The following is a 13081-nucleotide window of genomic DNA, read 5'->3' as shown; positions in this document are numbered from 1 at the left end:
AAGGCAGTGTCGGCACTGTCGGCGCCGGTATCCTGGTCGCGGGATGCAATATTATGGTGCCGCAGATTTGCTTGCAGCGGGGTCATTGCGATGCCTTTCTGGCTTGGGTAGCGTCAGTTAGATTGTGCGCGGCGAAGCGCTTTCCAGCGATGCCCTACAAAATTCACGAACACTAACCAATGTAGTAGCCCGGGCCGCATGCTATCTCGCGGAATTGCGGCTGTTTCAAGACCGATCAACGTCGTGGACACCGGGAAAGTTCCCGCGCAGCGGAAGCAGGTGACAAAGTGTATGGGAGTAAGATGAGCGAACTTGATCGCCGCCAGTTGCTGGCTGCCGGCGCAGCCTTTTCCGCCCTCGGATTCGGTGCGATATGGAGCCGGTCCGCGCACGCGGCCGCGTTTGGTGCGGCCGAGCCGTTCAGCTTCGATCTGCTGCGCGCCCGCGCCCGGCGGCTTGCCGGCGAGGACTACAGGCCGCCGGAGAAGCCGGCGCCCGACGCCACCGCCGCAATCGACTATGACACCGTCCAGAAGATCCGCTACAGGGCCGACCGCGCCTTGTGGCAGGACGCCCCCGTCGGTTATCCGGTGCGTTTTTTCCACCTGCACCGCTTCGCCCAGGAGCCGGTCCGGATGAACGTCGTCAGCGGCGAGCAGTCGCGGCCACTCGTCTACGAGAAGGCGCTGTTCGACTACGGCGACACGGGGCTCGGCGAAAGCCTTCCCGAAGGCCTCGGCTTCGCCGGTTTCCGGGTCATGGACGGCAGCGGCCGCGACAGCGACTGGCTGGCCTTCCAGGGGGCGAGCTATTTCCGTACCTCCGGCGAATCCGACCAGTACGGCATCTCGGCGCGCGGCATCGCCACCAACACCGCGCTCGCGACCCGCGAGGAGTTCCCGGTCTTCACCGAATTCTGGCTGCAGGCGCCGCTCGAGGAAGGCGCGCCACTGGTGATATATGCCTTGCTGGAGGGGCCGAGCGTGACCGGCGCCTACCGCTTCGACGCGGCGCAGAAGGACGGTGCCGTGATGGACGTCCATGCCGAGCTTTTCATGCGCGGCGACGTGCCGCGGCTCGGGATCGCGCCGCTGACCTCGATGTACTGGTTCGGCGAGAACGAGCGTCGGCAGGCGGTCGACTGGCGGCCGGAGATCCACGACAGCGACGGGCTGGCGCTCTGGACCGGGACGGGTGAGCGGATCTTCCGGCCGCTGGTCAACCCGCCGAGCGTTCAGGTCAATTCCTTCGTCGACCGCAACCCGAAGGGCTTCGGCCTGATGCAGCGCGACCGGGACTTCGATCATTACCAGGATGACGGCGCCTTCTACGATCGCCGGCCGAGCGTCTGGGTCGAGCCGAAGGGCGACTGGGGCGACGGCGCGGTGGTGCTGGTCGAGATCCCGACCGACGACGAGGTTTACGACAACATCGTCGCCTTCTGGCAGCCGAAGAAGCCGGTTCGCGATGGCGACGTGCTGGCCTTCGACTACCGCCTGCACTGGCGGGACAGGGAGCCCTATCCGGCGCAGGGTGTCGGCCAGGTGGTCGCGACCCGGATCGGCCGTGGCGGAATCCCCGGCGGTCCCGCTTCCGAGCGCCAGGGCCTGCGGAAATTCGTCGTCGATTTTGCCGGCGGTCCGCTGACCGAGATGGAAGCACGCTACGACGTCGACCCGGTCGTTACCGTTTCGCACGGCGAGGTGTCGAACGGCTACGTCATCAAGGTCGTCGGCACGAACAGCTGGCGCGCGGTCTTCGACGTCGCCGTCGACGGCGACGCCCCGATCGATCTGCGGTGCTTCCTTCGCCTCGACGGGCGCACGCTGACCGAGACCTGGCTCTACAAGTACTTCCCGAAGACCTGAGAAACGCGGCCGGCGACCGGGTTCGACGACCCGGTCGCCGTCCTCGACAGGCGGCTCACCAGCCCTCGACCCCGGCCATGTCCGGCAACTGGTGGGCGATCCCCTTGTGGCAGTCGATGCAGGTCTTCTCGCCGGACACCAGGAAGCCCTGATGGGCTTCGGCGGCGCGCGGTCCCTGCTGGGTGAAGTCCATGGATTCGGCGCTGTGGCAGTTCCGGCATTCGAGCGAGTCGTTGCTCTTCAGCCGATGCCATTCGTGCTTGGCCAGACGAAGTCGCTCGGCGACGAACTTGTCGCGGGTGTTGATGGTGCCGAACAGTGTCCCCCAGACCTCTTTCGATGCCTGCATCTTGCGGGCGATCTTGTGCGTCCATTCATGCGGCACATGGCAGTCGGGGCAGGAGGCGCGCACCCCCGATGCGTTGGAGAAATGCACCGTCGTCTTCAGTTCGGCGAAGACGTTGTCGCGCATCTCGTGGCAGGAGACGCAGAAGGTCTCGGTATTGGTCGCTTCGAGGGCGGTGTTGAAGCCGCCCCAGAACACGACACCGGCCAGGAAGCCGCCGAGCGTGAGGAAGCCGAAGCTCAGGTGAACCGCCGGACGGCTGAGGGTCCGCCAGAAACCCAGGACAAGGGAAATGAGTGCCCGCATGGCCGCTTCCTATTCCTTGTCCCGTTCGGCCGCGAGCAGGCTGTCGATGTCGACAAAGCCGTTGGCGACCGCCGGATCGATCCGCTGCTGGGTGACGTGGCACTGGTTGCAGAAGTAGCGGCGCGGCGAGATGGCCGCGAGGAACTGGCCGTCGCGATCCATGAAATGGGTGATGCTGACCATCGGCGCGCCGCTTTCCTGGGTCCGGGCGCGGGCGTGGCAGGACAGGCACTTGTTGGCGTTGCGGGTGACCTGGTAGCCGTCGATCTCGTGCGGGATGGTCGGCGGCTGTTCCGGGTAGTTGCGGACCCGGCGGCTGGCGCTGTCCTCGGTCCGGGCGATCGGCGGGGGCATCGTGTCGCCACCGAGGGTCGCCTCGCCGCGAAGACCGGCAATCGAGTGCGGGACATCCTGGGCCTGCAGCGGGGCCACTGCGAACAGCAGAGCGAGAACTGCGAGAACCGACTTTTTCATCGTGAAGTCCTCCCGGCGCGCCGGCTCATATCCGCTCGATCCGAACGGCGCATTTCTTGTAGTCGGTCTGTTTCGAGATCGGATCGGTGGCGTCCAGCGTGACCTTGTTGATCAGTTGGCTGGCATCGAACCAGGGCACGAAGACGAGGCCCCGGGGCGGCCTGTTGCGGCCGCGCATCTCGACCCGGGTCTGCATCCGGCCGCGCCGGGAAATCACGGCGATGGCATCGCCCCGCCGCAGGCGCAGGGCGGCCGCGTCGTCCGGATGCATGTAGCAGAGCGCATCGGGGACTGCCTTGTAGAGTTCCGGGACCCGCTGGGTCATCGAGCCGGAATGCCAGTGTTCGAGAACCCGCCCGGTCGAGAGCCAGAACGGGTAATCGACATCGGGGGATTCCGCCGGCGGCTCGTAGGGCAGGGCGAAGATCCGCGCCTTGCCGTCCTTGTGGCCGTAGAACTCGACGCCGGCGCCGGCCGTCACATAGGGGTCGTGGCCTTCCCGGTAGCGCCAGCGGGTTTCCTGGCCATCGACGACCGGCCAGCGCAGTCCGCGTTCCGCGTGATAACGGTCGAAATCGGCGAGATCGTGCCCGTGACCGCGCCCGAATTCGGCATATTCCTCGAACAGGCCCTTCTGCAGGTAGAAGCCGAAGGCCTCGGCCTCGTGGTTGGCGTAGTCCGGGCTCGCCTCGGAAAGCGGATAGCGGTCGACCTGGCCGTTCCGGTAGAGGATGTCGTACAGCGTCTTGCCGCGATATTCCGGCATCTTCGCGAGCAGATCCTCGGGCCAGACCTCCTCGACCGTGAAGCGCTTGGAGAATTCCACCAGTTGCCAGAGATCGGAGCGCGACTCGCCCGGGGCGTCGACCAGCTGGTGCCAGAACTGGGTCCGTCGCTCGGCGTTGCCGTAGGCGCCTTCCTTCTCGACCCACATCGCGGTCGGCAGGACGAGGTCGGCAGCTTCCGCCGTCACCGTCGGATAGGCGTCCGAGACGACGATGAAATTGTCCGGGTTGCGATAGCCGGGCAGGGTCTCTTCCATCATGTTGGCCGCGGCCTGCATGTTGTTGTTGACCTGCACCCAATAGGCGTTGAGCTTGCCGTCCTTCAGCATCCGGTTCTGCTGCACCGCGTGATAGCCCGGCGTGTCCGGGATGGCGCCGGCCGGCAGCTTCCAGATCTTCTCCGCGATCGCCCGATGTTCCGGATTGGCGACCACCAGGTCGGCCGGCAGGCGGTGCGAGAAGGTGCCGACCTCGCGCGCCGTACCGCAGGCGGACGGCTGACCGGTCAGCGAGAAGGGGCTGTTGCCGGGTTCGGCGATCTTCCCGGTCAGAAGATGGATGTTGTAGATCAGGTTGTTGGCCCAGACGCCCCGCGTATGCTGGTTGAAGCCCATGGTCCAGAACGAGACGACCCTGGTCGCCGGATCGGCATAGGCTTCCGCCATCTCGAGCAGCCGTTCCTTCGGCACGCCGGACATCTCGTGCGCCTTGTCGAGCGTGTAGTCGGCGACGAAGGCGGCATAGTCCTCGAACGTCATGTCGGTCGAGCCGCCCGCATTGTCGGCGTTCTGCGCCGCCTGCTCGAGCGGATGCTCGGGCCTCAGGCCATAGCCGATGTCGGTATTGCCGCGCCGGAAGGTGGTGTGCTTCCGGACGAAATCGCGGTTCACCCGCCCTGTCTGGATGATGTGGTTGGCGATGAAGTTGAGCAGCACCAGGTCGGTCTGCGGCTTGAACACCATCGGGATGTCGGCAAGGTCGAAGCAGCGATGCTCGAAGGTCGACAGCACGCCGACCCGGACATGGGGGGCGCTCAGCCGGCGGTCGGTCAGGCGCGTCCACAGGATCGGGTGCATCTCCGCCATGTTGGAGCCCCAGAGGAAGAAGGCGTCCGCCTGCTCGATATCGTCGTAGCAGCCCATCGGCTCGTCCATGCCGAAGGTCCGCATGAAGCCGCCGACCGCCGAGGCCATGCAATGGCGCGCGTTGGGGTCGATGTTGTTGGTCCGGAAGCCGGCCTTGAAGAGCTTGAGCGCGGCATAGCCCTCCCAGACCGTCCACTGCCCGGAGCCGAACATGCCGACCGCGGTCGGCCCCTTGTCGCGCAGCACCGCCTTGAACTTCTCGGCCATGACGTCGAACGCGGTATCCCAGCTCACCGGGGTGAATTCGCCGTCCTTGGCATAGGCGCCGTCCTTCATGCGGAGCAGGGGCGTCGTCAGGCGGTCGCCGCCGTACATGATCTTGGACAGGAAGTAGCCCTTCACGCAGTTGAGGCCGCGATTGACCTCGGCCTTGACGTCGCCATGGGTGGCGACGACACGGCCCGACTTGGTCGCGACCATCACCGAACAGCCGGTGCCGCAGAACCGGCAGGGCGCCTTCGACCAGGTCAGGGCCGTCTTGTCGCGATGGGTGACGAGGTTCTGCGCCTCGGCCGGCAGCGTGATCCCGGCGGCCATCGCCGCCGTGGCCGCGGCCTGCGCCTTCAGGAAAGCCCGCCGCGTCGGTTTCAGGTCGGTCATTGGACGTATTCCTCAATTGGCTCGTCCGCACCCTCGTCGATCGCGTGGTAGACGAGGTTGCAGCTGAGAACGCCGGCGATGCGCGAGAAGCTGTCGGCACGGGCCGCGATCGGCGCCGTCGTCGGCACCTCGATGACGACGACGATCTTGCCGCACGGATCGGTCGCATGGATCTCGCAGGTCGCGTCGGCCCGGATTTCGGCGCAGACGTCGGCCAGCCGCTCGGGCCGGCATTGCACGATGAGGCTGGCGATGTTCACGGCTTCGGTCATGGGCTCATGGTTTCCCGCGAATAGGCGGCGGACAGCGCGCCGGTCGGACAATGGGAGAGGCAGGCGCCGCAGCCGCTGCAATCGGCGCTGCTGACGATCGGAACGGGCGGCCCGCCAAGGCGCGGCGGGAAGCGGATCGCCTGCATGTCGCAGGAATCGCGACAGGTTTCGCAATGGATGCCCTTGGCCGGCAGGCACTTCCCGTCATCGACGGACACGGCAAGCGACCAGGCCGGCAGCCCGATATGGCCGAAGACGTCCGCCGGACAGGCCCGCGCACAGTCGCCGCAGAAGGTGCAGGCGCCGTTGCCGGCCAGGAAATCGACGACCGGATATCCGCCGTCGCCGATCCGGATGATCGCTTCCGGACAGGCATCCCGGCAGGCGGCGCAGCCGTCGCAGGCGATGGCGATGCGGGCTTCGTCGGTCCAGGGCGGCCGGATCGGGGCCGGGCCGGGCTTCACCCTGCCGCTCAGCAGCGCGCGCCGCCCGGGGTCCGGCATCGTTGCTCTATGCCACATGATGTCAGGCCGCCGGCGGCCCCGGGGGGCCGTAGATGATCTGGATCAGCCAGATCGCCAGGCCGAATGCCCCGACAAATCCGACGGCGAGCCCGGGAATGAGAAGGAACACGGTGAACAGGAAGGTCAGCAGTTCGGACCTCCGACCGCCGTCATGCTTCTCCGCTGTCGGGCTTGTGCCGCGCATGCTTTCCTCTCCTTCGATACGGCGCCTCGGGCGGGCGTCGCTGGTTCGAACGGAGGGCAGGATCGGCGACCTTGCGGCCCGGTGCATTGACCGAAATCAAGACGAACCGGAAATTGCGCGATCAGGCTGTCATTCGCGCCAGGCGTTTCTTCGCCCTAACCGATCTACAGATAGGTGCGTTCGGCGATCGGGGTTTCCTCGATGCGGCGAACCAGTTCCGCGATCAGCACTTCCTCGGCCCTGTTCATCCGCGCCTTCGGGTTCCACACCACGTGGACATCGATCGCCGGCGGGTTGTCGTAGGGCGGCAGGCGCCAGAGCAGGCCATCCTCGATGTCACGCCGCATGACATGGATCGGCAGCGGGCCGACGCCGAGCCCGGCGACGATCATGCGCCGAACCTCCTCCAGATGTGCCGAGGTGCCGACGATCCGTTCGTCCAGTTCCGCCTCGGCGCGCATCAGGGCGACGGAGCGGAGCGCATCGTTCATCTGGTCGGTGACGAAGCTGACCGAAGACTGGCCGGCGAGATCCGCCTTGGTCAGTCCCTCGCGGCCGTAGAGCGCGTGGGTCGGGCCGCAGAAAAGCCCGAAATACTCCCGGTATAGCCGGCGGTATTCGAGCCGCGGACTGCGGTCGCGGACCAGGCACACGGCAAATGACGCGCGCCGCGCGGTGACCGCCGCGATTGCCTCCCGGCTGGCTGAGACGTCGATCGAAAGAGTGGCGCGGGGATGGGCGCGGTGGAAATGATTCAGCGCCTCGTCGAACAGGGGACAGATCACGTGGCTGGCCATCGCGACCCTGACGTGGCCCTGAACCGCGTCGGTGATCTCCCGCATCAGGGTGCCGAGGCGGAGGATCGAGCCATGGATCTCTATCGCCTCACGATGCAGAAGCCGGCCGGCGTCGGTCAGTTCGAAACGCCCGGGCGAGCGGTGGATGAGCCGCCGGCCGAGCCGGTCCTCGAGACGCTTGAGCGCGTTCGAGACGGTCGGCTGCTTGAGACGCAGGCGCTCGGCGGCTTCCGTGACCGAGCGCGCCTCGGCAAGCGCCACGAAGGTGCGCAGGAGGTTCCAGTCGAGCTCGCGGGCGATCCGCTCGGGGCTGTCGCTGTGCTGCATTCCACTATAGGGCATCGCTATAGTGAAGATTTCAACTATCTATTTGAAGAATATTAGGGGTCATGCGACCGTCTTCCGACGCTGACAACGGAAGACAGAACAGCATGACTGTCGAAGCGCGCGAAGCGCGACAACCGTGGATCCTGCTTTCCCCCGCCCTGACCGCTGTGGCCCTTCTGCTTCTCGTGCCGCTGGCCTTCATCGTCGTCTATTCGTTCTGGCTCCGGACCTCGACCGGCGCCGACCAGGTCGGCTTCTTCCTCGACAACTGGCAGGAGGCGCTGAGCGACCGGTTCTACCGGGACATCCTGCTCAACACCCTCAAGATCGCCGCGATCACGACGATCGTCTGTGCCCTGATGGGCTATCCGGCGGCCTACGTGGTTGCCCGCTCGAAGGGCAACAAGGCGCTGCTTCTCCTGCTCCTGATGCTGCCCTTCTGGATCAGCTACATCATCCGGACGATGTCGTGGATCAACATCCTCGGCGTCTCCGGCGCGATCAATTCGGCGCTGCTGGCGCTCGGCCTGATCGGCGAGCCGATCCAGATGCTCTACAACGAGACGACGGTCATCCTCGGCCTCGTGCATTTCCTGCTGCCCTTCATGGTGCTGAATGTCTTCGTCAGCCTGGAGGGCATCGACCGCACGCTCGAGGATGCCGCCTGTTCGCTCGGCGCGACGCGCTGGGAAAGCTTCATCCGGGTCACGCTGCCGCTGTCGCTGCCCGGGCTCGCCGCCGGCGGCCTGCTCTGCTTCGTGCTCGGCGCCGGCACCTACATCACGCCGCTCGTTCTCGGCGGGCCGACCGACGCGATGTTCGCCAACCTCGTCTTCGAGGCGATCATCACCCAGCTCGACTGGCCGCTCGGCTCGGCGCTCTCGCTGATGCTGCTCGGCGTGCTCGGCGCCCTGGTCGCCGTCTACAACCATTTCCTCGGCATGGCGCAGCTGATGAAAGGGCTCGGCTGATGGGCTGGAACCTGCTGCGCGGCTGGACCGTGCTGGTCTATCTCTTCATGTTCCTGCCGGTCGCCGTGGTCATGCTGCTCAGCGTGAACGCGAGCCAGTTCGGCTCCTTCCCGATGACCGGCTTCTCGCTCCGCTGGTTCGTCGAGCTCGCCAACAACGACGCGATCCTGCGCGCCTTCCGGACCTCGATCCTGCTCGGCACGCTGACGGCGATCATCTCCTCGACGCTTGGCGTGCTCGCCAGTCTCGCGCTCGTCCGCTACGAGGTGCCGGGGCGGAATGTCATCTCGACCCTCTTGATCGCGCCGATCCTGGTGCCCGAGGTGGTGCTGGCGGTCGCGCTCCTGCTGTTCCTGAACGTGCTGCAGATCAACAAGAGCTTCCTGCTGCTGCTCATGGGGCATGTCATCTTCACGCTGCCGTTCGTCATTCTCGTCGTGCAGGCGCGGCTGGTCAGCATCCGCCGCGACATCGAGGAGGCGGCGATGAGCCTCGGCGCGAGCCCGGCGCAGACCTTCCTGCAGATCACGCTGCCGCTGCTCGCCCCCGCCGTCTTCGCCGGCATGCTGTTCGCCTTCACCATCAGTTTCGACGACATCACCGGGACCCTCTTCTGGAAGCCCGGCGGCGTCGAAACCGTACCGACGCAGATCTTCGCGATGCTCCGGAACTCGATCTCGCCCGAGATCAACGCCCTGGGCACCGTGATGATCCTGCTCACTGCCGGGCTGCCCCTTGTCGGGATGGCGATCGCCCGGCGCATGGCAAGCCGGCGCGGCGGTTAGAAACGCGCGGCTCAATCAGGGAAAGGTCACAAGGAGAGACTCATGGACAATTCAAAGCGATACGAACGCCTTCGCGAGCGTTACCTGAACGGCGGGCTGGACCGCCGCACCTTCCTCGGGCTGATCGGCGCCGCCGGTGCCGCCTACGGCCTGCAGACGCCCTTTGCCCGGCACGCGCTGGCGGCGGCCGGCGAGGTCCGCTTCGACGGCTGGGGCGGTGTCGTCTCGGAAGCCTTCCGCAAGCATGCCTTCGACCCCTATACCGCGAAGACCGGCATCAAGGTCATCGACGGCACCTTCGGCGGCGGCGACGAGTATCTCTCGCGCGTCAAGGCGAGCCAGCCCGGCGAATACAATATCGCCCACCTGTCCGGCGTCTTCGACTATGCCCGCTACGCCAATCTCGGGCTCGCCTCGACCCTGAACGAGGCGAATATCCCCAACCTCGAATATGTCATCCCGAAACTGGTCGACGTGTTCCGCGGCGTCACCGACGGCAAGCTGTCCTGCGTGCCCTACGATTACGGCACCACCGGGCTCGCCTATAACCGCAAGCATGTCTCCGACGAGGAGATGAAAGAGAAGGGCGCGAAGATCCTCATCGACGAGCGCCTGAAGGGCAAGATCGGCGGCTGGGGCGACTGGCGCACGCGGATCTGGATGGGCGCGCTGCAGACCGGGCAGGACCCGAACGGCATCACCGACATGGACGCGGTCTGGAACGCGATCCGCACCCACCGCGACCTCGCGCTGAAGTACTGGGGTTCCGGCGCGGAGCTGATGAGCCTGCTGGCCGAGGAGGAGATCTACGTCACCGAGGGCTGGTCCGGCCGCATTTACGCGCTGCAGGAGCAGGGCCACGACATCGGCTACATGGACCCGCCGAACGGCTACGGCTGGCAGGAATGCCTGTTCGTGCTCAAGGGCTCGCCGATGGAGGCCTGCGAGGAGCTGCTGAACTTCATGCTGGCGCCGGCGACCTCGATCGCGGTCGCGGAGGGGCAGAATTACCCGCCGGCCCTCGACCCGAAGAAGGTCGATCTCGGCAAGAAGATCCCGACCCTTCCGGCCTTCGATCCGAGCGGCACGCTGGCCGGTCTCACCTTCGCCGATCCGGCTTACTGGAACGGCAACGAGCAGGAATGGTCGAAGGCATTCGGCCGGATCCAGAAGGGCTATTGAGGACCCGGCAACCGGCCGGGGCGGGAGGAGAGCCCTCGCGCCCCGGCCGCGCCGCGACAGACCGGAGTACAGCCGTTGAGCGCCGTTCAACTGACCGACATCGTCAAGCAGTTCGGGACCTTCACCGCCGTCCACAGGATGTCGCTGGAGATCCCGGATGGCGGCTTCGTCACCCTGCTCGGGCCGTCCGGCTGCGGCAAGACGACGACCTTGCGGATGATCGCTGGCCTTCTCGACCCGAGCGAGGGCGAGATCGCCATCGGCGGCCGGCGGGTCAACGAGGTGCCGATCCACAAGCGCAACCTGGGCCTCGTGTTCCAGAATTACGCGTTGTTCCCCCACAAGAGCGTGGCCGACAACATTGCCTTCGGACTCAGGTACCGGAATGTCCCGCAGGCCGAGGCGGCGAAGCGGGTCCGGGAGGCGCTCGAACTGGTCCAACTCCCGGATGTCGGCGACCGCTATCCGAAGCAGCTTTCGGGCGGCCAGCAGCAGCGCATCGCGCTGGCCCGGGCAATCGTCATCGAGCCGGACGTGCTGCTGCTCGACGAGCCGCTGTCGGCGCTTGACGCCAACCTGCGCGAAAGCATGCGGGTCGAGCTGAAACGCATCCAGCACCGGATCGGCGTCACCACCGTGTTCGTCACCCATGACCAGTCGGAGGCGCTGGCGATGTCCGACCTGATCGTCGTCATGTCGGATGGCCGGATCGAGCAGGTCGGCGCGCCGGAAGAGGTCTACAACACGCCGGCGACGGAGTTCGTCGCCCGTTTCCTCGGTGCCTCCAACATCCTCGACGGGCGCGTTTCCGGCGCTGACGGCGGGGAACTGACGATCGAGGCCCCGGCCATCGGCGCGATCCGGGTCGCCCGGGCCCGCGCGCCGGGACTGGACGGTGCCGGGCCGGCGAAGCTGGTGATCCGGGCCGAGAAGCTCCGCCTTGCCGCGCCCGGCGCCCTTGTCGACGGCGAGGTCGCGGTCGACGGCATGGTCGAGACGGTCGATTACCAGGGCCAGGCGGCGCGCTATTTCGTACGCGTCGGCGGCGAGCAGTTGCAGGCGATCAACATGATCGACGACCACCCCTTTGCCGAGGGCGAGGCCGTTTCGGTCTGCCTGCGGCCGCGCGATTGCGCCGCCCTGCCGGGAGGCCCGCAGTGAGCCAGCGCAAGGCGAGCCACCTGTTCTACCAGAGCCGGCGCCGGCGGCCGGTGCTCGACCAGGCCCGCGGCGTCTACATGTGGGACGTCGACGGCAACCGATATCTCGACGGCTCGTCCGGTGCCATGGTCTGCAACATCGGCCATTCGGACGAGCGGGTGCTGGCGGCGATGCGCCGGCAGATGGACAAGTCGACCTTCGGCTACCGGCTGCATTTCGAGACCGAGGCGGCCGAGCGGCTGGCCGAGAAGACGGCGAGCCTGGCGCCGGAGGGGATGAACAAGGTGTTCTTCGTTTCCGGCGGCTCGGAGGCGGTCGAGAGCGCCATCAAGCTCGCCCGGCAATTCGCGCTTGCCATCGGTGAGGCGCAGCGCTGGAAGGTGATCTCGCGCTATCCGAGCTATCACGGCTGCACGCTCGGCGCGCTCGCCCTGACCGGCTACGCGCCGATGACCGCGCCGTTCGACGCGATGATGCGGCCGATGCCGAAAATCCCGGCGCCGCGTGCCTACCTGGACGGTCTCGACGCCGACGATCAGGCGACCGGCCGGCATTACGCGAACATGCTGGAGGCGGCAATCCTTGCCGAGGGCCCGGAAACCGTGCTCGCCTTCATCGTCGAGCCGGTTGGCGGCGCCTCGACCGGGGCGCTCGTTCCGCCGGCGGGCTACATGGCGCGGGTCCGCGAGATCTGCGACAGCTACGGTATCCTGCTGATCCATGACGAGGTGATGTCGGGCGGCGGCCGCACCGGACGCTTCTTCGCCGCCGAGCATTGGGGGGTGGAGCCCGACATACTCGCGGTCTCGAAGGGTTTCGCGGCCGGTTATGCGCCGCTCGGCGCGATGGTCGCCCATGACCGGATCGTGGAAGCCGTGCTCGACGACGGCGGCTTCATCCACGGCTTCACCTATGCCGGCAACCCGCTCGCCTGTTCCGCCGGCCTCGCGGTACTGGAGGCGATCGAGGCCGATGGCATGATGGCGAACGCGGCCCGCGTGGGCGCCCTGCTGAAATCACGCCTCGAGGGCCTGAAACAACGCTATCCGTTCATCGGCGACGTGCGGGGAGAGGGCCTGCTGCTCGCCTTCGAACTGGTCGCCGACCGGGCGACCATGGAGCCGCTGCCGAAGGCGCTCGGGGCGTTCGACCGGCTGGTCGAGATCGCCTACGACAACCGCCTGATCATCTATTCCCGGCGCAGCCGTGGCGGTTACGTCGGAGATCATTTCCTCGTCTGCCCGCCGATGATCGCGACCGAAGATCATGTGGCCGAGATCATCGAGGGGCTCGATCGTTCGCTCGACCAGTTCGCCCGGGAGGCGGGCCTGCCCGGTCCCGGCGCCGTCTGACC

Annotated in this window: 13 protein-coding genes; 6 read left to right on the top strand and 7 right to left on the bottom strand. The window is 66.6% G+C overall.

Annotation, left to right across the window (positions count from 1 at the left end; translation table 11 throughout):
• Positions 1-302 precede the first annotated feature (302 nt).
• Complete coding sequence (locus OCH7691_RS13825; protein ID WP_085884124.1) at positions 303-1868, top strand: OpgD/OpgG family glucan biosynthesis protein; 1566 nt, start codon at positions 303-305, stop codon at positions 1866-1868.
• A gap of 55 nt (positions 1869-1923) precedes the next feature.
• Here the strand turns inward: OCH7691_RS13825 and OCH7691_RS13820 are convergent, their stop codons facing one another.
• The 7 genes from OCH7691_RS13820 to OCH7691_RS13790 all read right to left on the bottom strand — a co-directional run bounded on the left by OCH7691_RS13820 (position 1924) and on the right by OCH7691_RS13790 (position 7628).
• Positions 1924-2520, bottom strand: a complete 597-nt coding sequence (locus tag OCH7691_RS13820; protein ID WP_085884123.1) for a NapC/NirT family cytochrome c — start codon at positions 2518-2520, stop codon at positions 1924-1926.
• Between the two features lie 9 nt (positions 2521-2529).
• Positions 2530-2994: a nitrate reductase cytochrome c-type subunit gene (locus tag OCH7691_RS13815; RefSeq protein ID WP_085884122.1), complete on the bottom strand. Its 465-nt coding sequence runs from the start codon at positions 2992-2994 to the stop codon at positions 2530-2532.
• A 25-nt stretch (positions 2995-3019) separates the two neighbouring features.
• Complete coding sequence (gene napA / locus OCH7691_RS13810; RefSeq protein ID WP_085884121.1) at positions 3020-5524, bottom strand: periplasmic nitrate reductase subunit alpha; 2505 nt, start codon at positions 5522-5524, stop codon at positions 3020-3022.
• On the bottom strand, positions 5521-5796 hold the full coding sequence (locus tag OCH7691_RS13805) for a chaperone NapD (protein ID WP_085884120.1): 276 nt from the start codon (positions 5794-5796) through the stop codon (positions 5521-5523). Before OCH7691_RS13805 ends, napA begins: the two co-directional genes overlap by 4 nt.
• On the bottom strand, positions 5793-6317 hold the full coding sequence (locus OCH7691_RS13800; RefSeq protein ID WP_217807986.1) for a ferredoxin-type protein NapF: 525 nt from the start codon (positions 6315-6317) through the stop codon (positions 5793-5795). The genes OCH7691_RS13805 and OCH7691_RS13800 overlap by 4 nt, the downstream gene beginning before the upstream one ends.
• Before the next feature lie 4 nt (positions 6318-6321).
• The gene (locus tag OCH7691_RS13795) at positions 6322-6504 is read right to left on the bottom strand and encodes a periplasmic nitrate reductase, NapE protein (RefSeq protein WP_085884118.1); all 183 of its coding nucleotides are present in this window, start codon (positions 6502-6504) and stop codon (positions 6322-6324) included.
• A gap of 164 nt (positions 6505-6668) precedes the next feature.
• Positions 6669-7628 (bottom strand): LysR family transcriptional regulator, encoded by a 960-nt coding sequence (locus OCH7691_RS13790; protein WP_085884117.1) that lies wholly within the window; start codon positions 7626-7628, stop codon positions 6669-6671.
• A gap of 104 nt (positions 7629-7732) precedes the next feature.
• Between OCH7691_RS13790 and OCH7691_RS13785 the strand changes: the two genes are divergently transcribed.
• From OCH7691_RS13785 to OCH7691_RS13765, 5 genes are all read left to right on the top strand, one after another.
• Positions 7733-8599 carry an ABC transporter permease gene (locus OCH7691_RS13785; RefSeq protein WP_085884116.1) on the top strand — a complete coding sequence of 289 codons (867 nt, stop codon included), beginning with the start codon at positions 7733-7735 and terminating at the stop codon, positions 8597-8599.
• Positions 8599-9384: an ABC transporter permease gene (locus OCH7691_RS13780; RefSeq protein ID WP_085884115.1), complete on the top strand. Its 786-nt coding sequence runs from the start codon at positions 8599-8601 to the stop codon at positions 9382-9384. The genes OCH7691_RS13785 and OCH7691_RS13780 overlap by 1 nt, the downstream gene beginning before the upstream one ends.
• A 42-nt stretch (positions 9385-9426) precedes the next feature.
• Complete coding sequence (locus OCH7691_RS13775) at positions 9427-10566, top strand: extracellular solute-binding protein (RefSeq protein ID WP_085884114.1); 1140 nt, start codon at positions 9427-9429, stop codon at positions 10564-10566.
• Positions 10567-10641: 75 nt separating this feature from the next.
• Positions 10642-11727 carry an ABC transporter ATP-binding protein gene (locus OCH7691_RS13770; RefSeq protein WP_085884113.1) on the top strand — a complete coding sequence of 362 codons (1086 nt, stop codon included), beginning with the start codon at positions 10642-10644 and terminating at the stop codon, positions 11725-11727.
• Complete coding sequence (locus tag OCH7691_RS13765; RefSeq protein ID WP_085884112.1) at positions 11724-13079, top strand: aminotransferase family protein; 1356 nt, start codon at positions 11724-11726, stop codon at positions 13077-13079. Before OCH7691_RS13770 ends, OCH7691_RS13765 begins: the two co-directional genes overlap by 4 nt.
• The last annotated feature ends 2 nt before the right edge of the window (positions 13080-13081 follow it).

The organism is Oceanibacterium hippocampi, from assembly GCF_900172325.1.
Taxonomy (GTDB): domain Bacteria; phylum Pseudomonadota; class Alphaproteobacteria; order Sneathiellales; family Sneathiellaceae; genus Oceanibacterium; species Oceanibacterium hippocampi.
The sequence above is the reverse complement of the archived record's forward strand: the minus strand, read 5'-3'. Positions and strand labels throughout refer to the sequence as shown.